21 protein-coding genes are annotated in these 20,910 nt (G+C 39.3%); 11 read left to right on the top strand and 10 right to left on the bottom strand.

The features are described from left to right. Positions 1-89 precede the first annotated feature (89 nt). Together ilvC and J8L73_RS01960 are read left to right on the top strand one after the other, a co-directional pair. Positions 90-1,562, top strand: a complete 1,473-nt coding sequence (gene ilvC, locus J8L73_RS01965; RefSeq protein ID WP_211014466.1) for a ketol-acid reductoisomerase — start codon at positions 90-92, stop codon at positions 1,560-1,562. Between the two features lie 188 nt (positions 1,563-1,750). Next, on the top strand, positions 1,751-3,670 hold the full coding sequence (locus J8L73_RS01960) for a methyl-accepting chemotaxis protein (RefSeq protein WP_211014463.1): 1,920 nt from the start codon (positions 1,751-1,753) through the stop codon (positions 3,668-3,670). Positions 3,671-3,944: 274 nt separating this feature from the next. Here J8L73_RS01960 and J8L73_RS01955 read toward each other — a convergent pair whose 3' ends face one another. After that, positions 3,945-4,262: a GIY-YIG nuclease family protein gene (locus tag J8L73_RS01955; RefSeq protein WP_211014462.1), complete on the bottom strand. Its 318-nt coding sequence runs from the start codon at positions 4,260-4,262 to the stop codon at positions 3,945-3,947. A gap of 107 nt (positions 4,263-4,369) precedes the next feature. Here J8L73_RS01955 and bamE point away from each other — a divergent pair, with 107 nt between their 5' ends. Then, a complete protein-coding gene (bamE, locus tag J8L73_RS01950) occupies positions 4,370-4,729 on the top strand; it encodes an outer membrane protein assembly factor BamE (RefSeq protein ID WP_210999265.1) in 360 nt (119 codons plus the stop codon). A 64-nt stretch (positions 4,730-4,793) separates the two neighbouring features. Here the strand turns inward: bamE and J8L73_RS01945 are convergent, their stop codons facing one another. Further along, a complete protein-coding gene (locus tag J8L73_RS01945) occupies positions 4,794-5,111 on the bottom strand; it encodes an RnfH family protein (RefSeq protein ID WP_211014460.1) in 318 nt (105 codons plus the stop codon). Then, positions 5,108-5,548 carry a type II toxin-antitoxin system RatA family toxin gene (locus J8L73_RS01940; RefSeq protein WP_210999264.1) on the bottom strand — a complete coding sequence of 147 codons (441 nt, stop codon included), beginning with the start codon at positions 5,546-5,548 and terminating at the stop codon, positions 5,108-5,110. Before J8L73_RS01940 ends, J8L73_RS01945 begins: the two co-directional genes overlap by 4 nt. A 146-nt stretch (positions 5,549-5,694) precedes the next feature. Between J8L73_RS01940 and smpB the strand changes: the two genes are divergently transcribed. Together smpB and J8L73_RS01930 are read left to right on the top strand one after the other, a co-directional pair. After that, entirely contained in the window at positions 5,695-6,174 is a 480-nt protein-coding gene (smpB, locus tag J8L73_RS01935) for an SsrA-binding protein SmpB (protein ID WP_058548460.1), read from the top strand. 422 nt (positions 6,175-6,596) lie between these two features. After that, a complete protein-coding gene (locus J8L73_RS01930) occupies positions 6,597-9,188 on the top strand; it encodes a TonB-dependent receptor (protein WP_211014458.1) in 2,592 nt (863 codons plus the stop codon). A gap of 85 nt (positions 9,189-9,273) precedes the next feature. Here J8L73_RS01930 and J8L73_RS01925 read toward each other — a convergent pair whose 3' ends face one another. Together J8L73_RS01925 and fadR are read right to left on the bottom strand one after the other, a co-directional pair. Further along, complete coding sequence (locus tag J8L73_RS01925; protein WP_006793938.1) at positions 9,274-9,879, bottom strand: peroxiredoxin C; 606 nt, start codon at positions 9,877-9,879, stop codon at positions 9,274-9,276. Between the two features lie 236 nt (positions 9,880-10,115). Continuing rightward, positions 10,116-10,829 carry a fatty acid metabolism transcriptional regulator FadR gene (gene fadR / locus J8L73_RS01920; RefSeq protein ID WP_210999263.1) on the bottom strand — a complete coding sequence of 238 codons (714 nt, stop codon included), beginning with the start codon at positions 10,827-10,829 and terminating at the stop codon, positions 10,116-10,118. Between the two features lie 549 nt (positions 10,830-11,378). Between fadR and dsbB the strand changes: the two genes are divergently transcribed. Further along, entirely contained in the window at positions 11,379-11,897 is a 519-nt protein-coding gene (gene dsbB, locus J8L73_RS01915) for a disulfide bond formation protein DsbB (protein ID WP_211014456.1), read from the top strand. A 1-nt stretch (position 11,898) separates the two neighbouring features. After that, the gene (locus tag J8L73_RS01910; RefSeq protein ID WP_210999261.1) at positions 11,899-12,201 is read left to right on the top strand and encodes a DUF6170 family protein; all 303 of its coding nucleotides are present in this window, start codon (positions 11,899-11,901) and stop codon (positions 12,199-12,201) included. An 18-nt stretch (positions 12,202-12,219) separates the two neighbouring features. Here the strand turns inward: J8L73_RS01910 and J8L73_RS01905 are convergent, their stop codons facing one another. Continuing rightward, positions 12,220-12,516: a helix-hairpin-helix domain-containing protein gene (locus J8L73_RS01905; protein WP_210999260.1), complete on the bottom strand. Its 297-nt coding sequence runs from the start codon at positions 12,514-12,516 to the stop codon at positions 12,220-12,222. Between the two features lie 310 nt (positions 12,517-12,826). Between J8L73_RS01905 and J8L73_RS01900 the strand changes: the two genes are divergently transcribed. Continuing rightward, complete coding sequence (locus J8L73_RS01900; protein WP_211014454.1) at positions 12,827-13,141, top strand: YebG family protein; 315 nt, start codon at positions 12,827-12,829, stop codon at positions 13,139-13,141. Between the two features lie 84 nt (positions 13,142-13,225). Here J8L73_RS01900 and yeiP read toward each other — a convergent pair whose 3' ends face one another. After that, the gene (gene yeiP / locus J8L73_RS01895) at positions 13,226-13,798 is read right to left on the bottom strand and encodes an elongation factor P-like protein YeiP (RefSeq protein ID WP_210999258.1); all 573 of its coding nucleotides are present in this window, start codon (positions 13,796-13,798) and stop codon (positions 13,226-13,228) included. 205 nt (positions 13,799-14,003) lie between these two features. Here yeiP and J8L73_RS01890 point away from each other — a divergent pair, with 205 nt between their 5' ends. After that, on the top strand, positions 14,004-14,390 hold the full coding sequence (locus J8L73_RS01890; protein ID WP_211014452.1) for an MmcQ/YjbR family DNA-binding protein: 387 nt from the start codon (positions 14,004-14,006) through the stop codon (positions 14,388-14,390). A 37-nt stretch (positions 14,391-14,427) separates the two neighbouring features. Here the strand turns inward: J8L73_RS01890 and J8L73_RS01885 are convergent, their stop codons facing one another. The 3 genes from J8L73_RS01885 to fadI all read right to left on the bottom strand — a co-directional run bounded on the left by J8L73_RS01885 (position 14,428) and on the right by fadI (position 18,673). Beyond that, a complete protein-coding gene (locus J8L73_RS01885) occupies positions 14,428-14,937 on the bottom strand; it encodes a GNAT family N-acetyltransferase (protein WP_210999256.1) in 510 nt (169 codons plus the stop codon). A gap of 203 nt (positions 14,938-15,140) precedes the next feature. Beyond that, the gene (gene fadJ, locus J8L73_RS01880) at positions 15,141-17,363 is read right to left on the bottom strand and encodes a fatty acid oxidation complex subunit alpha FadJ (protein WP_210999255.1); all 2,223 of its coding nucleotides are present in this window, start codon (positions 17,361-17,363) and stop codon (positions 15,141-15,143) included. Beyond that, positions 17,363-18,673: an acetyl-CoA C-acyltransferase FadI gene (fadI, locus tag J8L73_RS01875; RefSeq protein WP_210999254.1), complete on the bottom strand. Its 1,311-nt coding sequence runs from the start codon at positions 18,671-18,673 to the stop codon at positions 17,363-17,365. Before fadI ends, fadJ begins: the two co-directional genes overlap by 1 nt. A 330-nt stretch (positions 18,674-19,003) precedes the next feature. Between fadI and J8L73_RS01870 the strand changes: the two genes are divergently transcribed. Together J8L73_RS01870 and J8L73_RS01865 are read left to right on the top strand one after the other, a co-directional pair. Beyond that, complete coding sequence (locus J8L73_RS01870; RefSeq protein ID WP_104643066.1) at positions 19,004-19,960, top strand: MoxR family ATPase; 957 nt, start codon at positions 19,004-19,006, stop codon at positions 19,958-19,960. Positions 19,961-19,963: 3 nt separating this feature from the next. Beyond that, positions 19,964-20,908 carry a DUF58 domain-containing protein gene (locus J8L73_RS01865; RefSeq protein ID WP_210999253.1) on the top strand — a complete coding sequence of 315 codons (945 nt, stop codon included), beginning with the start codon at positions 19,964-19,966 and terminating at the stop codon, positions 20,906-20,908. Positions 20,909-20,910: the final 2 nt, after the last annotated feature.

Here is a 20,910-nt window from a genome sequence, read left to right as displayed (position 1 = left end):
CATTTTACGCAAGTAACGTTTTTGCATAAGGTGTTTGTAAGCGCAGCAAATGCCGCGCATCTAACAAACAAATTTATAGGACACTAACAATGGCGAATTATTTCAATACCTTACCTTTACGCGAGCAATTAGCGCAATTGGCACAATGTGAATTTATGGACGCTGGCGAATTTACCGATGGCGTTGACGCACTAAAAGGTAAAAAGTTAGTTATTGTAGGTTGTGGGGCACAAGGTTTAAACCAAGGCCTTAACTTACGTGACTCTGGTTTAGACGTTTCTTATACATTACGTGCATCTGCTATTTCTGAGCGTCGTCAATCGTTTTTAAATGCATCTGAAAATGGCTTTACAGTAGGCACATACGAAGAATTAATCCCAACAGCTGATGTAGTATTAAACCTAACGCCAGATAAGCAACACACGGCAGTAGTAAGTGCAATTATGCCGCTTATGAAAAAAGACTCTACTCTTGCATATTCTCACGGCTTTAATATTGTTGAAGAAGGTATGCAAGTACGCGAAGACATTACGGTAATCATGGTTGCGCCAAAATGTCCTGGTTCTGAAGTACGTGAAGAATACAAACGCGGCTTTGGTGTTCCAACACTTATAGCTGTTCACCCAGAAAACGACCCGCAAGGTCATGGTTTAGCGCAAGCTAAAGCATACGCAGCAGGTACTGGTGGTCACCGTGCAGGCGTTTTAAAATCTTCATTTATTGCTGAAGTAAAATCAGACTTAATGGGTGAGCAAACTATCCTTTGTGGCATGCTACAAACAGGCTCTATTTTATGTTTTGATAAAATGATTGAAAAGGGAATTGATGCAGGTTACGCATCTAAACTAATTCAATACGGCTGGGAAGTAATCACCGAAGCCCTTAAATACGGTGGTGTTACTAACATGCTTGACCGTTTATCAAACCCAGCAAAAGTAAAAGCGTTTGAGTTAAGTGAAGAGCTTAAAGTTATTATGCGTCCGCTTTACAACAAGCACCAAGATGACATCATCGACGGTACATTCTCACGTGTAATGATGGAAGACTGGAACAACGACGACGCAAACCTACTAAAATGGCGTGCAGAGACAGCTGAAACTAACTTTGAAAAAACACCTGCTGGTGATGTAGAAATCTCAGAGCAAGAGTTTTTTGATAACGGTATTTTAATGGTGGCTATGGTTAAAGCCGGTGTTGAACTCGCTTTTGAAACAATGACCGCAGCGGGCATCATTGAAGAATCAGCTTACTACGAGTCATTACACGAAACACCATTAATTGCTAATACAATTGCCCGTAAAAAGCTTTTCGAAATGAACCGTACTATTTCAGACACTGCTGAATATGGTTGTTACTTATATAACCATGCATGTTTGCCACTATTAGCTGATTTTATGAAAAACATTGATACTGATGTTATAGGTAAAGGCCTTGGCGAGCAAAGCAACCAAGTTGATAACCAAACATTAATTCAGATTAATGCAGCCCTACGTGAGCACCCTGTAGAAAAAGTAGGTGCTAAGCTGCGTGGTTACATGTCAGCAATGAAAAAAATTGTATAACCCTAAACACTAAAGTTTCGCTTGTTAGAAACCAAGCCCATATGTTTTGCGTATGGGCTTTTTTGATACCTATTAATAAAAACGTAATCAATTCAACCTAAGTACCCATTATGCTAAAGCCAATAGTTAGCTCAAAATAAATAATGTGCTAACATAGCCCCCTACTCAGCTGTAAAATAATTAACATCATGATGACAAACAACCTTTCAATTACTCAAAAAATAACGGCCCTTGGGAGCGGTATTGCTATATGCGTAGCTGCACTTATTGGCTTAACTTCGTTATACAGCTCTGAAGATATTATTGAGCAACGTATGATCACATCAGAATTGCCAAGCAAGCTGCAAACAATTAGTAACCACATTGGTGGTGAGATAAACGAACTAGTAGGCGCTGCACAGCAGCTATCATCAAATGAGTTTATATTACAGTGGGCGGAGTCTAATAACCAAGACGATACATTACTGTTAAAAGAATTAAACCGAGTGGCCTCGCAGTTTGACCTAGCTACGGCATCTTGGGCAAATAGAAATACAGCGCAATATTGGAACCAAGATGGTTTTTTACGTGTGCTACAAAACGATAGTACTGATGGTTGGTTTTTTGGATTTACACAATCTAAACAATCCTACTCTATTAGTATTTACCAGGAGTCTGCTAATGACGTAAAAATGTTCATTAATCACCAACAGGTAAATGGCACAGGGTTAGCGGGCCTTGCTAAAAGCATCACAGATATGCAAAAGCTTTTACAACAGTTTAAAATTGAAAAAACAGGCTTTGTATTTATTGCAGATAAAAGCGGCCTAATTCAACTACATAAAGACGCCAGTAAAGTGGCTAAAGCGAATATTAATGATTTATATGGTGCAAATATTCACAACCAATTACTTAACAAAAACGGCTTTGCATTAGAAGAAATAAACTTAAATGGTGAGCCAACGCTAATCGCCGCTACACCTATTAAAAACACCGATTTATACGTTGTTGCTCAAGTACCAAAAAGTGAAGTATTTGCAAGTGTTAGTAAACTACAGTGGCAAATATTTACCTTCACATTAATAATTGCAATCATTGCAAGCTTAGTTAGTTACTTACTTGCGCGCTCACTTTCATCTCCACTTTCTGAAATGGCGGAGCTATTTTCAAGGTTGGGATCGGGCGATGCTAATTTAGCGTACCGCCTACCTGAATCGAGCCAACCTGAGCTTAATAATTTAAGTAATGGCTTTAATCAGTTTATCAATAAAATAGAAACTGCGATTACTCAAGTTGCAAACGAAAGCCACGATATTCGTCAAAGCTCTGACCATGTGTTTGAGCAAGCAAAGCGAAACTCACAAGCAATAGATAGTCAAAAAGAGCAAACAATTTCTGTTGCAGCTGCAATTAACGAAATGGGTGCGACTGTTCAAGAAATAGCGCAAAGCGCAGCAAACACAGCAAAATTAACTGATAACAGTCGCGAAAATACCGTTCAGAGTCATAAACAAGTATTACAAAGCCAGGCGACTATTTCAGCCCTTGCAAGTGATATTGATGGCATAACAGAGCAGGTTACACTGCTTTCTAAAAAAACAGTGGATATAGCAAGTATTGTCGATTCAATCAGAGGTATTTCAGAGCAAACTAATCTACTTGCTTTAAATGCTGCCATTGAGTCTGCTCGTGCAGGCGAACACGGCCGAGGTTTTGCTGTAGTTGCAGATGAAGTTCGTGCCTTGGCTAATCGCACATCGCAATCAACGACTGAAATTCAATCTATGATTGAAGAGCTGACTAAAATCTCTGATGATGTGGTTAATGATATTAGCCAATCAAAAAATAAAGCCCAGCAAAGTGTGGGGGCAATGCAAAGTTCGGTGGAGCTTCTTGACGCAATTAGCGAAACGGCTAATCAAATAAATGATATGGCGACGCTCATAGCAACGGCTACTGAGCAACAAAGCAATGTAGTTGCTGATGTAGGGCGTAACATTGAACAAATCAGTGAAATTAGCGATAAAGCAATGAGCGAGCAAATTAATACTGAACAAGCTATTCGCGACTTAGCAAACAGTGCACAAACACTTGATGCATTAGTTGCTACTTTTGAAAAACACCGTTAAGAAAATAAAAGCGATTGAATAACACCTTTGAGCATCACTATAAACATTTAGTGTTGTTTAAAGGTGTTTTATAACCCCCATCAACTCACTATTTATAATACCCACCACATACTCGTTTTAGATTATGTGTACACCTAGTCAATATAGCTGCTTAAGAATTACTTTTAAATGCACTTTAAAGTCTATTGGGGCGCAAGGTGCACATTTAAAATGCTGATATGTCACTTTAAACTCGATGCGCTATTAGTTAGTGTGTTAGTTAACTAATCCTAGCTTAATCTTTGCAGGCGTAAGCTAATACATACGCTTCTTTTTTTGCTCTAGTCAGTTTTTTTAGCTTATATTCCAGCTTGCTCGCTTCGCTTTTATTACCTACTTCTTGTTTGTGTATAAGTAAAAGCGGGCCCTTACCTTTTAAGTTTTTAGCCCCCTTACCTGCTTGGTGAGTTGCAAAACGTTTTTCAACGTTCGTTGTGATCCCTGTGTACCAATGTCCAAATCGTGTTTCAACTATGTATAAAAACCACATAGGCTCATTTTTTAATGCGTTTGTATCAATACGCTGTAAACTTTTTTCGTTATTTATGGTCAAAACATTACCTTAACACCCTTAACAAAAAACAATTGCTTAAAAGGGTTTTACCTTCAGTGACTAATCGGTATCATGCAGATTATAAAAAATAAGGATCACAACTAACAATGCAGTCGTTAAAAACTTTTTCTCTTTGGCTTATCGTCGCTTTAACATTTAGCTCATTAGCGGGCTGTTCTAGCTGGGTATACAGAATAAATATCCCTCAGGGTAACTTTTTAGAACAATCAGATGTAGATAAGCTTCGTGTAAACATGACTCGAGAGCAAGTTATTTATGTATTAGGGCGCCCAATTGCTGAAGATGCTTTTGATAAGAGTACATGGCGCTACCTTTACAGCTTCAATAAAGGCCGTAAAAACGAACAACAGAAAGAGTTAGTGATCAAATTTGAAAATGAACAACTCGTTGCTGTTTCAGGTGACTATGACCAACCAGAAAACTTTAATACGCCACTTGAGCAGTAATAATATTAGTAATTAAAAAAGGTGAGCAAAGCTCACCTTTTTTGTAACTGGTATTATTATTCGTTTATAACGGGCGTCCACCAGTGATTTTGTTTGCTCGGCCTTCTTCTTTTGCTTTTTCTGCACGCTTTCTACGTGCATCTTTAGGGTCAGCAATTAAGGGACGATAGATTTCAATTCTGTCCCCCTCTTTTAGCTCGTAGTTAGCTTTGACTGTTCGATTCCACACACCTAACGTTAATGCTGTTGGGTCTATTTCAGGGCACTTTTCAATAATACCTGACTGAATAACCCCCTGCTCAGCAGTAGTACCTTCTGGCACTTTTATAGATAAACTTGTCGCCGTAGTAGGCAATGCAAATACAACTTCTATATTAATCATAATCGCGATCCGTAAACCTGCTTAGCTCGTTGGGTAAAGGCACTCACCATATTTTTAGCAACATCATTAAATATTTTGCCAAATGCAAGTTCAACTAATTTACTTGAAAATTCAAACTCAAGCTCTAAGTTAACTTTACATGCTGTTTTATCTAATGCTTGAAAATACCAACGCCCTTGAAGCATTTTAAATGGGCCATCAACTAAACGAAGAGCAACCGTTTGCTCATCAATAAATGTATTTTCGGTAGTAAACCACTTTTTTATACCCGCCTTAGATATTTCTAAGCTCGCGGTCATGTTATTATCATGCTGTGAAACAATTTTTGAGTCTGAACAATTAGGTAAAAACTCTGGATAAGCTTCTACATCATTAACTAGATCAAACATCTCTTTGGTGCTGTACATAACCAGCGCACTTTTTTCTATTTGTGGCATACTCACTCCCAACTGTGTGGGCGAATTTTAGCAAGCTTTGCGCGTTTCCCCAAATTTTCATGGCGCTTAAATTAACCTGATTATTTTAAATGCAGAATTAAAAAATCGATGTAAAACATCTCTTAATACGTATATTATAGGGCACTATGGCTAAGAACAAATCATCAAAATCGAATAGTAATACCATCGCGCTAAACAAAAAAGCGCGTCATGAGTATTTTTTACACGACAAGTTTGAAGCAGGTGTTGAACTACAAGGCTGGGAAGTAAAAAGTATCCGAGCAGGTAAGGTAAACATCTCAGAAACTTACATTCACCTTAAAAATGGCGAAGCGTTTTTATTAGGCAGTCAAATTCAGCCTTTAAACAGCGCATCAACCCATGTTATTTGCGATCCTATGCGATACCGCAAACTTCTATTAAGTCGAAGAGAGCTTGATAGATTAGTCGGCGCAACCGAACGTGACGGCTACTCGTTGGTAGCCACAGCCATGTATTGGAAAAAATGTTGGGTGAAACTAGAGTTTCATTTAGCTAAAGGTAAAAAAATGCATGACAAACGTGAAGATGGTAAAAATAAAGACTGGTCTCGCGAAAAAGAACGTTTAATGAAGCACAAAGTATAAGCAGAGCGCCTAACTAAGTTAGGCGTTTTTTTTATTAAAAAATTAACTATTATTTGTTTTATTAATATACAACAAGACTACTATTCATCCAAAGTATAGATGTAAATAATTTATTACAATTTTATTTTGAATTAATTAATTTAATTATTACTCTCATTTAGGCTGTATTTTTTATTTCTAAAATAAAGCTTACACGCCTATTTCAACCTTCTTCAGCACACAATATCTGCTTTAAAATCATTCAAAAACACACTAAAAACCATACTAAAATCACATTTGAGTCTGATTGCTAACACTTAAGTTACATGATATTAATGTTTTCGCTTGTTATATCAATCCGCTTAAATATTGGATTTATTTAACAGTTTAAAAGGATTGGTATTGAGCAACTAAATTTATAACATATCAACAAGGACTTAAGGATGAAGCAATCAACTGCATTTACACCTAGCTTAATTGCAGGTGCTACAATTGCACTTTCAGCAGGTTTTACAACAACAACTTACGCTGCTGAAGAGGCTAAAAAAGTAGAGCGTATTGAAGTTACTGGCTCGCGAATCAAACGTTCAGATATCGAAGGACCTTCTCCGGTACAATCAATCGGAAGAGCTGATATTGAGAACATGGGTTATGATAACCTACAACAACTCCTCGAAAGAATGCCTGTAGCGGGTAGCGGTACTTTCTCAACACGTGGTAACAACCAAGATTCAACTGCAAATGGGTCTGCTGCTGTTAGTTTACGTGGCTTAGGTGCTGATGCAACGCTTGTACTAATCAATGGCCGTCGTGTATCTATTAGTGCATTTGCCGAAGGTATCACAAACTCATTTGTAGATATTAACAGTATCCCAGTTTCTGCCATTGAGCGTATAGATATTTTAAAAGATGGCGCTTCTGCCATTTATGGCTCAGATGCAGTAGCGGGTGTTGTAAACGTTATTTTGAAAAAAGACATTGACGGTGTTGAAGTCAATTTGGGCTACGGTGGTACTGATGGTCCAAATTATGAAGAAACAACAGCAAGCTTAGTATGGGGTACTACTAGCGAGAAAAGTAGTGCTTCTGTGATCATTGATTACTTTAAAAACACCTCACTATCATCTGATGAAATGGGCAGCTTAGGTACAGCAAATCAGTCACCTTATGGGGGTGAGGATTTTCGCTCATCTCGTGGTTTCCCGGGATATTTTTATGTAGATGGTGTTAAAACAATTGATCCGGCTTGTCCTGCAGAAAACGCAACTTCAAGCGGTAGTTGTTTATTTGATTACGGCCCATACGGTTATATTGCACCAGAGTCTGAGCGCGTAGGTGCTATTTCTCAATTTGAATATAACTTTGACAATGGCATTACAGGCTTTTTAGAAATGGCAGTACAGCACAATACGTCTGTTGCAGCCGGAGCCCCTACTCCACTTGATGAAGATGCAGGTTTAACTGTCCCAGCGAATCACCCTAACAATCCATTTGGTGAAGACATTCAAATTGGTCGTTACCGTACAGTTGATGCTGGCGCACGCCAATGGGATATTGAATCAGATACGCTTCGCTTTGTTGCAGGGCTTAGAGGTGAATTTAACGACTGGAGCTGGGAAACCGCGGTACAAAAAGGCCGTAGTAAATCACTTCAAACAGGTGATAGAACACAAGGCTGGGTTCGTACTGATTTCTTACAACAAGAAATTGATGCAGGAAACTACAACCCATTTGGTGGCACATACAACGACCCTGCTGTAATTGATCGTATTACAACAAGCTTAGTGCGTCGTGGTGAGTCTCACATGACCTCTTTTGATGCAAACATTACAGGCGAAGCTTTTAGTTTTGGCGATGACGTAGTAATGATGGCTGCAGGTATTGAATACCGTGAAGAAGATGTGAATGACATTCCTGATGATCAATTTCAACGTGGTTTAATATTCGGTACTGAGTCTGTATCGGCGTCTGCAAATCGTGAACAATACGCAGCCTATGTTGAGTTTTCTATCCCTCTTGCTGATAATTTAGAGCTGCAACTTGCTGGTCGTTACGATGACTACAGTGACTTTGGCACAACAACGAACCCTAAAGTAGCTCTTCGCTGGGCGCCTACTGATGAAATCACAGTACGTGGCTCTTGGGCACAAGGTTTTAGAGCGCCTTCTTTGGCACAAGTTGGTTTGGGTCCATCTCAAGAAAGCCAATTCTTTGTAGATACATACCGCTGTGAAGCAACCGGCCTTGATTGTGATGCACTTGATTACAATATTGAATTTGCTGGTAACCCTGACCTTGAAGCTGAAGAATCAGAATCATGGAATGTAGGCTTCATTTGGGCGCCTACAGCTGAATTCGGTTTAAGTATCGATGTGTGGAGTATCACTCAAGATAACAAAATTGATGAGCAAGAGTTTGGTCCAATTTATAACTCTGAGTGTAATAACCAAGATAGTACTGTATGTGTGCGTTTAGCACCTACAGGTGGCGATAGCCTTGGTACAATTCAAAAAATTTACAGCACATTTGAAAACGTTTCTTCGCAAGAGGTTTCTGGTGTTGATGTTTCAGCTAACTACAATCACTCACTTGACGACTTAGGTCTACTTAAATTTAACTTAGAATGGGCATACCAAGACAAATTTGAAAAAGATGGTCGCGATTACACCGGTGAATACGGCTACCCTGAACATCGCTGGATTTTTTCTACAAACTGGGAAATTGGCGAGTTTAATACAAACCTAAACATCAGTTATGTAGGTGAGTTTGAAGATACCCCTGATATTGATTTTGACGGTAATTTAGACTTTGATAGTAATACATCTCGTATGGTTGACTCACAAGCACTGGTAGATTTACAAACATCGTACCGAGTGTCTGACTCAACTAAAGTATCGTTAGGTGTAAATAACTTATTTGATGAAGAGCCACCATTTGCAATTGGTGATGGTGACGCTGATTTATACGGTTATGCTTCAGGTGTACACAACCCTAGAGGCCGCTACTTCTATACTAAAGTTAGCTTCTCGTTTTAATTAGCTAAAACCCATTTAGAATGGGCTATGCTTAAAACAAAAAAACCGCCATTTGGCGGTTTTTTATTAAAAGCAAAGGGCTAAATTATAGCTCGCCTTCGTTTTCAGATAGGAATTTAGCAACACCTTCAGGGCTTGCGTCCATACCTTTTTTACCTTCAGTCCAACCAGCTGGGCAAACTTCGCCGTTTTCGCTGTGAAATGCTAAAGCATCAACCATACGGATCATTTCGTCGATGTTACGGCCAAGTGGTAAATCGTTCACTACTTGGTGACGTACGTTACCTTCTTCATCGATTAAGAAAGAACCACGAAATGCAACACCCGCTTCTGGGTGCTCAACGTCGTATGCTTTACAGATTTCGTGTTTAACGTCTGCAACTAGTGCGTATTGAACTTTACCAATACCGCCGTCAGCTACAGGCGTGTTACGCCATGCGTTATGTGAGAATTGTGAATCGATAGAAACACCAATTACTTCTACGCCACGCTTTTTAAATTCTTCAAAACGCTTATCAAATGCGATAAGTTCAGAAGGACATACAAACGTGAAATCTAGTGGGTAAAAGAAGATTACTGCTTTTTTACCTTTAATTGTTTCGTGAAGGTTGTAGCTATCTACAATTTCACCGTTACCTAGAACAGCTGCAGCGGTAAAGTCTGGTGCCTGGCGGCCTACTAATACACCCATTTTATTCTCCAAATATTTTGAGTTTGTTTTAGATTGCTAACGCAATACTGATAGTTATATGGGCGCTAAAAATTAAAAACCAATAGCGCAAACATATAATTATTTCGCATTCTAGAGTTATTCGACATAAAAGAACAATCGTATTTAACGATGCGAACAATCGAAAATACCGAACACAGTTAAATACCATTTTTCGGATACAAAAAAACCTGCAAAAGCAGGTTTTTAATATTAATTTAATCCATTATATCGGAAGGCATATCATCGCGAATTTTTTGCCAAATTTCGCCAGTTTGATGACCAAACTTACGCATCATTGAAATAGCTCCGTCATGCTCTCTATTTTGAGCAAGAACAGTTAAATCTTTGTAGAATTGACGCGCTAACTCACGAGTGCCCGCATCTGAAAAGTAATGGCAACCAATCTTAAAGTAAAAACCTCTAAAGCCATTTAATATAAGTACATAAATACGGTTGTTACCGGCCACTGCAAGCTCATGATGTACTTTATAATCATAATCTGCGAATGCTTGAGCTGTATCTTCTAATTCGTCGCATTCTGATAAAATTTCAATTACACGCTCTGGGTTTAACTTAATAGCGGCACGCGTATAAATAGCACTTATATTAGTACGGGCGGATAAAAGCTGATCGGTAAGCTCTGGCATTTTATCTTCATCTAGGCGCGCTAATGTTTCAAGTATATTTAAGCCAGACGTTTCCCAAAAATTATTCACTTTGGTAGGCTTACCATGCTGAATGGTTAACCAGCCATCACGGGCTAAACGCTGTAATACTTCACGTAAAGTTGTTCTTGTAACGCCAATTAACTCTGAAAGTTCTCGCTCTGCTGGTAGAATTGAACCTGGAGGGAAATCGCCATTCCAAATAGACTCAACTATATATTCTTCAGCAAAACCTGCTGGGCTTTTCGCTTTAAAAATTCTCATTCAATTCCCACTCGAATTAATCAACACTTATCGTTTTTCACGAATAACTGACAGATTGTACCAGACGAAACACAACTAACAAGTAAAGTAAGTTATATTAGCCAAGCAAATGAGTAGAAATTTCAAATTAGCAAATATTCAAATTTAACTTTGCATAAAATAGTCATCTTTTGTATTTTTAGCTTACTCCGTTCATTGTAGGTACATAGTCACTATCAATGCATTTGTTACGCTTAATACCTTATATTAATTAGTTGCCAGTAATTAAAATATATTAAAAATTAAAAGATACACCTTAGTAACAACACGTTTTACTTGAATATTTAGACAACATTAAAACACCTCAAAAGCAAACGTAAAAGTAGAGCGATATAATCAAATGTTTACTAGCACAATGTATTGAGCAACAATTAGCTAAGGCAAAAGTTGTTACAAGCAACCATTTAGCTCATCCTAAAAAAAGTGATTTGGTAGCTTTTTTCCCCTTTTTGTTGCCGCTTACTTTATCCTAGTACATAATCTAACGTCTTATTTAAATGCGGAATTTTTATGAACTGGCTCGCACATCTTTCTACCCAACGTTCACCATGGCTTTTATTTACTGGTATTATATTTTTACTAGAAGTCACTGCACTGTTTTTTCAATACCAGATGGGCTTAGCACCATGCATTATGTGTATTTATCAACGTACTGCTGTATTAGGTTTATTAGGCGCGGGTATTATTGGCTCAACTAAACCTCAAAGCAAACTTGTAAGAGCCTTTGCATATTTAGTGTGGGGTGTATCGAGTGTGTGGGGCTACCTAATAGCTCGTGAGCATATTGACATGCAAACCACTACAGATCCTTTTGCATTTAGCTGCGAATTTGAGCCTAACTTTCCTCCTTTTATGCCACTTCATGAATGGATCCCAAGTTTTTTTCAGGCAACGGGTGATTGTGGCAACATAGATTGGCAGTTTATGAGCTTAAGCATGCCAGCTTGGATGGAAATAATATTTGCACTATTTACAGTTACGCTGTTTGTTTTAGTAACTTGCCGCCTAATAATTAAAAAGTCGATTTAATATGTTTACCTTTTTTTCAAGCCAAATAAATGAGTTAAAGCAGTTAAAAATACGTCAACGTCAGCAGGTAATTGCCTTATCTTTGAGTATGCTTTCACCTACCGATAAAGTATTACTTCGAATTATAAAGCTCGTATTACTTAGCCCATTATTTTTAATATTTACCGTGTTTAAAGGTTGGATTTTAATTCCGTTTTTAATCCTTGGCGGGCTTTGCTACCCATTGCTCACTACACCTATTGAAATTAACTTTGCAAAAAAACATTTAGCAAAAGCCTTAGAAGAATATAACCAGAGCAGTTAACGCTCTGGTTATAGCTAATTAAAGCGATATTTTACCCTCTAGTTTTTCTAATAGTTTTTCACCAATACCCTTAACATTTGATAAATCATCTAGATTTTCAAAATCACCATTTTCTTGACGATAATCAACTATGGCTTGGGCTTTTTTCTTACCTATACCCGGCAACTGAGCAAGCATTGCAGCATCTGCATTATTTATACTCACGGTTTCAAGCTGCGGTGTTTGCTTAGTTATTTCTGGTAACTGTGCGATTGCAGCTGTTATGGGCATTAAAGATAATAAAGCTACAACCAGTAAGCTTTTTAAGATTTTCATTTCTTTGTCCTTCTTATTTTCTTCTAAGTTTTATATTGCTCAGGAAAATCAATAAATAAAGAACAAAAAAGCTCGTCACTTAAAGAGTACCTAAACGCATTATCACCATGATCCGAAATCCTGAAAATGCAGCTGGTACAACAAAGTGACAGCTTAACTAAAGTAAAGTTACCGTTTTTTGTCAAATCTAAGGCAGTGGAAATCAATACTCTTAGCTTGCAAAATCCTTCGCAAACCATTACTGTACATAAAAACAGTAATATAATGGTTTTTATAAACCACAGTACCACGCAAGCTTGCAGGAGAAATCATGGCTGTTGTTGTTAAATATGTTGTAGAACGAAACGGAGTTGAGCGCATGACGTTTACTACCAAAAAAGAAGCTGATGCCTATGACAAAATGCTTGATATAGCAGAGTCACTTGAACTGATGTTAGAAAAGGTAGACGTGCCGTTAAGCGAGCAACAAGTCGAATCATTAGCGCTTGAAATTGCAAAAAGTAAAGATGACTTTATGGCTGTGCTCAAAGGTAGCAAAGAGCCTGCAGCAGCTAAATCACCTACAAAAAGTAAAAAAGCTGATAACGTAGCGCCAATTAAAGACGATGAGCAACAAGCAAGCTAATCGTATCAAAAAATATAAAAAAGGGAGTAACTAACGTTACTCCCTTTTTGTTTTTAGCTCTTTAATCAAGCTAAAGGTTTGGGATTACTTTTCAGCACGGCCCATAAATTTATGTTCCACTGTATTGATGCGAATACGATCGCCTGTAGAAATATGCTCTGGTACAGAAATAGTTAAGCCAGTAGAAAGCTTTGCTGGTTTAGAGCGAGCACTTGCTGAAGCCCCTTTAATTGATGGGTCTGTTTCTTCAACGACAAGCTCAACGCTTGAAGGTAAATCAAGGCCTACTGGGGCGCCATCAATAACAATAACGTGCACGCCTTGTGTTTCTTCGTTAACAAATTGCATTTCTTCTGCTATTGCGTCTTTATTTAAGTTATACGGCGTGTAATCTTCGTTATCCATAAATACATATTCGTCGCCATCTACATAAGAAAGCATCACTTCACGACGAGTTAAATCGGCAAGCGTTAACATATCGCTGTCTTTAAATGTCTCGTCTACTTTAGCGCCGGTTACTACATCGTATAAACGCATACGGTATAAGCTACCACCCGCACGCCCCTGTGGCACAGAGCGCACAATATCTTTTACAACTAAAACACGATTATTAAAATCAATAGCCGTACCTTTTTTAACTTCACTCGCCTTTGGCATGTGTGTATTCCTATTATTTTTGTGATTGGCAGAAACATACCACGAACTAGATTTTGTTCAACAATTAAGTTGATCTTATAATATGCATTTACTGTATTAGGTTGTATTAGCTTGCAAAATTCTAATTTATACTAAAATACATATAATCAAATGAACAAAAAACTGCTATGGTAGCTTTACCGAGTATGACTTCAAGGAATGGATCATGGACCAGACTAAAGTACATGAGTATTTAATTAAAAAACCACTTGTGCAGGTTACAAAACCATTTGCACAGGAGGTTGACGTTTATAAAGTGAATCATAAAATGTTTGCCACTCTTGCTGTTGGCAATGATGGTGAAACAAACGATGACGGAGAAGTTATTTGGTGGCTTAATTTAAAGTGCGATCCTGATGAGGCACTTTCTTTACGTGAAATTTTCCCGGCGGTGATCCCTGGCTATCACATGAACAAACGTTTATGGAACACTGTTATTTTAGACGGCACTATTCCACAAGGCGAAATAGAGAGAATGATTGATAACTCATTCAATCTAGTTGTAGAAAATATGCCTGAGAAAGACAGACAAGCTATTTTACTTCATTTGTAGGCATTTTGGGGCTAGGTTGCTAGCCCATTAAAATATCCTAAAGCTTTAATGTGTAAACCAAATCATCATACAGCTTACCACTAATTGTATGTGCACTTTGAAGCGTATCTGTATGCGTTAAACCACACTTACTCAGTACCTTTTCAGAATTAACATTGCCACGTGTTACCACGGCTTTATATTGATGAATTTTGCACTCATTCCAAGCCCAATCGATCACTGCCCTTAATGATTCGGTGGCGTAACCATGACCAAAATATTCTGGCATAAATAAGTATCCAAGCTCTGCTGTATCTCCATCATAAGTAAAACCGGTCACGCCAAGTAAAACACCTGAAACTTTATCGGTGACAACTAAACACAATGGGTCCCTCGAGCGTGTATCCCACTTACCTACGCGCAGCTCAAATCGATTACGTACAAAGGCCTCGCTAGGCATGTCATAACAGTAACGCAGCACTTGTGGCTCTCTGTGCAGCTGTAAAAATAGCGGCCAATCTTTATTATTTAACTGCCGCATCGCTAATCTGGGTGTAAATAACTGCATTAATCCCCCTTATTTACCTACGCCCTAAGTAATTACGCTAACACATTACATACTAATTCACTTAATTAATCTATTTTGGGAATGGGAAAACGTATTCATAGTAAAGCAAAATAATTAAGTATTATTGCGGATTGGTATTATGTATCTATTAATAGCAGGCATAAAAAAACCGCATATAAATGCGGTTTTTATTAAAGCAGCTGTTAAGAGTCTTGTTTTGGCGACTCAGCTACGCTTTCTTCATTTTGCTTATCAGAAGATTCAGCGTGTATTACTTGCTCTTCAATTGTGGCTGAGCTTGGCTCATCTGTGGCTGTTTGCACATTGTAAAATGTAGCGCCTGAGTTTGCCATTGCTACTAATGTATCGCACGGAGCAAAGTTCGCATTGCTGTTTGCTAAAGTAGACATGTCAGAACTTACTTTAGTTGCGCCAAGTTTATCCATGTAGCTAAACGGTCCACCTAAAAACGGTGGGAAGCCAATGCCAAATATAGCGCCAATGTCACCATCACGAGGGCTTGCAATAATGCCATCATCTAAACAACGTACAGCTTCGTTAAGCATTTGTGATACACAACGCTTAGCAATTTCGCTTTTATTTAAACGCGATGAAGGAGTTACACCTAATAGCTCATAGACAGATTCGTCAACTTTTTTGCTCTTTTTATCGTACTCATAAAAACCACGACCCGTTTTACGACCTAGGCGTTTTGAATCAATCATACGAGAAAATGCATCTGGTGCTTTAAATCGCTCGCCTAGTTCTTTTTCAAGAATTGGGGCAATTTTAGAGCCTATATCAATCCCTACCTCGTCAAGTAAAGCAAGCGGTCCCACTGGGAAACCAAATTCTACAAGCGCTGCATCTATTTTTTCAATTGGCTCACCGGCAAGCATTAAATTAGCCGCTTCATTTACATAAGGCGCTAAAATACGATTTACGTAAAAACCTGCCATGTCTTTTACCACAATGGGCGTTTTACCTTGCTTACGAGCAAAGTTAACTACACGCGAAATGGTCTCTTGTGAAGTCCCTTCATGTGGAATAATTTCCACTAGTGGCATTTTTTCAACTGGCGAAAAGTAATGCAGGCCAATCACGTTTTCCGGGCGCTGCGCCTGTGCTGCAATTTGTGAAATAGGCAGTGATGACGTGTTACTAGCAAAAATAGTATTGTTTTGACATTGCTGCTCTATATCAGCAACCATACCTTGCTTTAAGGCTAGGTCTTCAAATACAGCTTCCACTACTAAATCAATATGTTTGAAGCCGCTGTAGTCAGTAGTACCGGTAATACGGTTCATGGTTAACTGCATATCAGCTTTAGACATAATACGGCGCTTAAGGCGTTTATCTAAAATTTTGTAGGTGTAGTTCATGGCATTACTAATGCCCTGCTCTGCTACATCTTTAATACGCACAGGTACTTTGGCTTTTACTGCGCTTACATGCGCAATGCCAGCCCCCATTAAGCCACCACCTAAAACGGCTGTTTTACTGATAGCCGGCGCATCATCGTTACGCCACTCTTTTTTCATTTCAGTGGTTGCAAAGAAAATACTACGAAGCGCCTTAGATTCATCACTCATTACGAGTGTTGCAAAACTTTCAGCTTCTGTTTTGTATGCTTTTAATTTATCAAGCTCTACACTTGCACGCACAGCCTTGATAATTGCAATAGGAGCGGGGTAATGTCCGCCTGTTTTTTTAAGTACGTTTTCTTTCGCTTTTTTAAAGATAAAGTTACGGCCAAACGGGTTTGACTCTAATAATTTGCTGACTTTATCAAGCTTAGGCTCTTTATTTTGTGGCTTTTTCTTAGCTGCAAATTCTTTAGCGACTTTAAGCAATACACTTTGTGGCACAACGTCGTCTAATACGCCCGCCTTTTTGGCTTGCTTAGGACGAATTTGCTTACCAGTTAGCATCCACTCTAGTGCTTTTTGAATACCTACAATTTTAGTTAAACGCTGCGTCCCACCGCCACCTGGTAATAAACCAAGCTGTACTTCAGGAAGGCCTACTTTAGTGATATCACTATCTGTGCCTACGCGGTAGTCACACGCTAAAGCAAACTCTAAACCACCACCAAGCGCCGCACCATGTATTGCACTTACAGTCGTATAAGGTAGTTTTGTCATATCAAAAAATGCTTGGTGGCAAAGCTCACTAATTGCTAATGCATCTTCACGCTTTTGCACGCTATCAAGCATTTTTACATCAGCGCCCGCGATAAAGTTATCGCTTTTACCACTAATGAATACCATACCCTTTACTGACTCTTGTTTCGCTTCTTCAAGTAAAGCTTTTAAGTCATCAGCGAATGAGTCACGCAGGGTATTCATTTTTTCACCCGGCACATCAATGGTTACTACGGCAATTTTGTTTTCATCTACCGTTAAATTAAATACTGAATCTGACATTACGCACTCTCCAATACAAAGGCTGCACCTAAACCACCAGCAGCACACGCTGTTGTTAATGCTAAACCGCCACCACGACGTTTAAGCTCGTGTAAGCTTTGCGTAATTAAGCGAGCACCTGTTGCAGCAAATGGGTGACCATATGCTAAAGAGCCGCCGTTAACGTTAAACTTATCCATGTTAATTTCGCCAATTGCTTTACTACGACCAAGTTGCTCTTGCGCAAACTTATCTGAGGCAAACATTTTCATATTGGCAAGTGTTTGCGATGCAAACGCTTCGTGCATTTCAATTAAATCTAAATCAGCAAGTGTAATACCTGCTCTATCAAGCGCGATAGGCGTCGAATGCGCAGGACCCATTAACATGTCTTTTTCTACACCAATAGCTGAAAACGCAAAACTGCGTACATAACCTAAAATTTCGTAGCCAAGTGCTTTTGCTTTACTTTCGCTCATCATAAGTACCGCTGCTGCACCATCGGTTAACGGTGTTGCGTTTGCTGCGGTAACCGAGCCATGTTGGCGGTCAAATACCGGTTTAAGCTTAGCGTAGCCTTCAACCGTTGAATTTTTACGAATATTATTATCTTCTTCAATAAAGCTTTTGTATGGCGGTAAGTGCGCTGTCATTACTTCATCTTTTAACTTGCCATCTGCCCACGCTTGGGTTGCAAGTGAATGCGAACGATGTGCAAGTGCATCTTGATCTTCACGGCTTATATTATGTGTTTTAGCCATTTGCTCAGCCGTTTGCCCCATAGAAAGGCCTGTTGAGTACTCAGCAACCGCAGGCGGTACTGGTAATAAATCTTTTAAACGCAGTTTTGAAAATATTTTTAAGCGCTGGCCTAGGGTGCGGGCTTTGTTTAGATCAACTAAGCTACCTGCCAGTTTTTTACTTACACCAATAGGCAATACTGAAGATGAGTCGGCGCCACCTGCAATACCTACACTTACAGAGCCTGCCATAATAGACTCAGCTACATTAGCAATAGCCTGAAAGCTGGTAGCACATGCACGCGATACAGAATACGCGTCTACGCCTACTGGCATACCCGTACCTAAAACAATTTCACGTGCAATATTTGGCGCTTCTGGCATTTGTACTACTTGACCAAATACAAGTTGATCGATTTCTGACTTGTCGAAATTTAATCGTTCAAGCATTTCGTTAACCACCAGCTTACCCATATCTAGGGCTGGTACATGGTGAAACGCTGTTGCTTGTTTTGCAAAAGGTGTACGTAAGCCGCTAACTATGGCAATACGGTCGCCCTTTGGTGTTTTTAGTATGTTTTGCTCAGACATTTATGCTCTCCCGCTGACAGGTCTGACCTGTTTGTTTTCCTCGATTCTAAACAACCCGTGTGCTAAAGCCAATAGATAAACACAAATTTATACAAAAGCACTATAAGTACACATATACATGGTGCTTAATATTGACTACCACAATAGGCTTTTTTACGCGTTTTTACAAAGTTTTGTGGTACGCTAAAAACCGTTAAAAAATAACGAACTATTTTGAAAAATTAAGTCTAACTCTTGAGTTACTCAATTATAAACCTTATAACTAGGTCAGAATTTATTACCTAAAACAATTTAGGTACAACCCAAGCTGACGAGGACAGTCTACTTATTATGGCAGCTAACGCATTTTCACAATTAAAAACGTACTTAGATACACAGATTATTGGCCAGCCAGAGCTCACTCAAGCACTACTTATTGCAATTTTAGCCGATGGCCATTTATTAGTAGAAGGCCCTCCAGGGCTTGCAAAAACGCGTGCTGTAAATGCGCTCGCTAAAGGGATTGAAGGCTCGTTTCAGCGTGTACAATTTACGCCTGACTTATTACCTGCAGACGTAACAGGCACCGATATATACCGCCAACAAACCAGCGAGTTTGTATTTGAAAAAGGCCCTTTGTTTCATAACCTTATTTTAGCAGATGAAATTAACCGTGCCCCAGCAAAAGTACAATCAGCACTACTAGAAGCCATGGCAGAGCGCCAAGTAACGGTAGGTAAAAACACCTACCCGCTTAGCGATTTGTTTATGGTTATGGCAACCCAAAACCCGCTAGAGCAAGAAGGTACTTACCCGCTACCAGAAGCTCAGCTTGACCGCTTTTTATTACATTTAAGTATTGGTTACCCGGGCGCCGAGCACGAGCTAGACATTTTACGCCTAACTCGAGGTGAAGCATTAAAAGAGCAGCAAGCTGTTTTACAAAAAATTAGCCAAAGCGATTTATTTGCTGCCCGCCAAGCAATTTTAGGTTTGTATTTAGCCGAGCCGCTTGAGCAGTACTTAGTACAGCTTATTATTGCAACACGAGAAGGCGCGCAACTAGATGAGCAACTGGGTCGTTGGATAGAATTTGGCGCAAGCCCGCGTGCAACTATTGCACTGGATAAATGTGCCCGTGCTCACGCTTGGTTAAACGGCCGCGATTTTGTAGCACCCGATGACATTCAAGCCGTTGTGCATAATGTACTGCGCCACCGTATTATTTTAAGCTACGAAGCACAGGCCGATGGCATTACTAAAGATCAGGTAATAAGCCGAATTGTTGAACTTGTAGCCGTACCTTAAGTTATGCAAAAACAATTAGACCCTCAGGCATGGCTTAAAGAAAGCCACAGCCACGGTGTAAATTTAGCGCTAAAAGAGCTGATGTATTACAAAGCAAAAGCGCGGTTACTCGAGCTTGCACCAAAAGTTAAAATTAAAAATAGTTTAACTGGGCAATACCTTGCGCCACATAAAGGCCGAGGAATGGAGTTTGCCGAAGTGCGCCATTACCAGCAAGGCGATGATATTCGCTCTATTGACTGGCGAGTAACAGCGCGCACCGGCGAAACCCATACAAAGCTTTTTCAAGAAGAAAAAGAGCGCCCAGTTTTTGTATTTACTGATTTTTCAAATTCTATGCTATTTGGCTCAAAACTGCTGCTTAAGTCGGTACAGGCTGCGCACATTAGCGCGCTAGTTGCTTGGTCGGCATGCCTTCGCGGTGATAGAATTGGCGGCATTGTGTTTAATCAGCACTCGCATTTGGAGCTAAAACCCAGTGCACGCGAAAAAGCAGTTCTTAAGCTTTGTCATAACCTATGCGACAACCACCAGCAAGCGCTAAGCAACATAGATAAAGCAGCCAATAACAACTTTAGTGATAACTTAAAGCGCCTTAATCATTTAGCAAAACCTGGCAGCTTAGTGTATTTAGTCTCTGATTTTAATGCCCTAGATGATGCAAGCTTTAAACAATTAGAAATTTTAAGCCGCCACTGCGAACTAATAGGCTGTCATATAAGTGACCCGTTTGAGCATCAGCTCCCTGCGTTTAAACAAACGGTTACGGTAAGTGCAAATAACCAAGACTTTGCCCTTCCGCTAATGGATAACAGTTTTAGAGAACGCTTTGCAAAAAATGCCGAACACGCATTTAGCACTCGCCTTAATCGCTTAACTAAATCAGGCCTTAATTTAATATCATTCAATGCAGCCAGCCCGCTTGAACTGCAATTAGTGAGAAAGTAACC

Source organism: Pseudoalteromonas sp. MMG006 (assembly GCF_018101025.1).
GTDB lineage: Bacteria > Pseudomonadota > Gammaproteobacteria > Enterobacterales > Alteromonadaceae > Pseudoalteromonas.
This window is presented reverse-complemented; position numbering and strand designations above follow the sequence as displayed.

Coding starts and splice junctions, on each gene's coding strand:
- J8L73_RS01960 (WP_211014463.1), top strand. CDS start 1,751: ATGATGACAAACAACCTTTCAATTACTCAAAAAATAACGGCCCTTGGG.
- J8L73_RS01930 (WP_211014458.1), top strand. CDS start 6,597: ATGAAGCAATCAACTGCATTTACACCTAGCTTAATTGCAGGTGCTACA.
- J8L73_RS01940 (WP_210999264.1), bottom strand. CDS start 5,548: ATGCCACAAATAGAAAAAAGTGCGCTGGTTATGTACAGCACCAAAGAG.
- bamE (WP_210999265.1), top strand. CDS start 4,370: ATGCAGTCGTTAAAAACTTTTTCTCTTTGGCTTATCGTCGCTTTAACA.
- fadJ (WP_210999255.1), bottom strand. CDS start 17,363: ATGTCAGATTCAGTATTTAATTTAACGGTAGATGAAAACAAAATTGCC.
- J8L73_RS01900 (WP_211014454.1), top strand. CDS start 12,827: ATGGCTGTTGTTGTTAAATATGTTGTAGAACGAAACGGAGTTGAGCGC.
- yeiP (WP_210999258.1), bottom strand. CDS start 13,798: ATGCCAAAGGCGAGTGAAGTTAAAAAAGGTACGGCTATTGATTTTAAT.
- J8L73_RS01890 (WP_211014452.1), top strand. CDS start 14,004: ATGGACCAGACTAAAGTACATGAGTATTTAATTAAAAAACCACTTGTG.
- J8L73_RS01945 (WP_211014460.1), bottom strand. CDS start 5,111: ATGATTAATATAGAAGTTGTATTTGCATTGCCTACTACGGCGACAAGT.
- smpB (WP_058548460.1), top strand. CDS start 5,695: ATGGCTAAGAACAAATCATCAAAATCGAATAGTAATACCATCGCGCTA.
- ilvC (WP_211014466.1), top strand. CDS start 90: ATGGCGAATTATTTCAATACCTTACCTTTACGCGAGCAATTAGCGCAA.
- J8L73_RS01865 (WP_210999253.1), top strand. CDS start 19,964: ATGCAAAAACAATTAGACCCTCAGGCATGGCTTAAAGAAAGCCACAGC.
- J8L73_RS01885 (WP_210999256.1), bottom strand. CDS start 14,937: ATGCAGTTATTTACACCCAGATTAGCGATGCGGCAGTTAAATAATAAA.
- J8L73_RS01870 (WP_104643066.1), top strand. CDS start 19,004: ATGGCAGCTAACGCATTTTCACAATTAAAAACGTACTTAGATACACAG.
- J8L73_RS01925 (WP_006793938.1), bottom strand. CDS start 9,879: ATGGGTGTATTAGTAGGCCGCCAGGCACCAGACTTTACCGCTGCAGCT.
- fadR (WP_210999263.1), bottom strand. CDS start 10,829: ATGAGAATTTTTAAAGCGAAAAGCCCAGCAGGTTTTGCTGAAGAATAT.
- J8L73_RS01910 (WP_210999261.1), top strand. CDS start 11,899: ATGTTTACCTTTTTTTCAAGCCAAATAAATGAGTTAAAGCAGTTAAAA.
- J8L73_RS01905 (WP_210999260.1), bottom strand. CDS start 12,516: ATGAAAATCTTAAAAAGCTTACTGGTTGTAGCTTTATTATCTTTAATG.
- fadI (WP_210999254.1), bottom strand. CDS start 18,673: ATGTCTGAGCAAAACATACTAAAAACACCAAAGGGCGACCGTATTGCC.
- dsbB (WP_211014456.1), top strand. CDS start 11,379: ATGAACTGGCTCGCACATCTTTCTACCCAACGTTCACCATGGCTTTTA.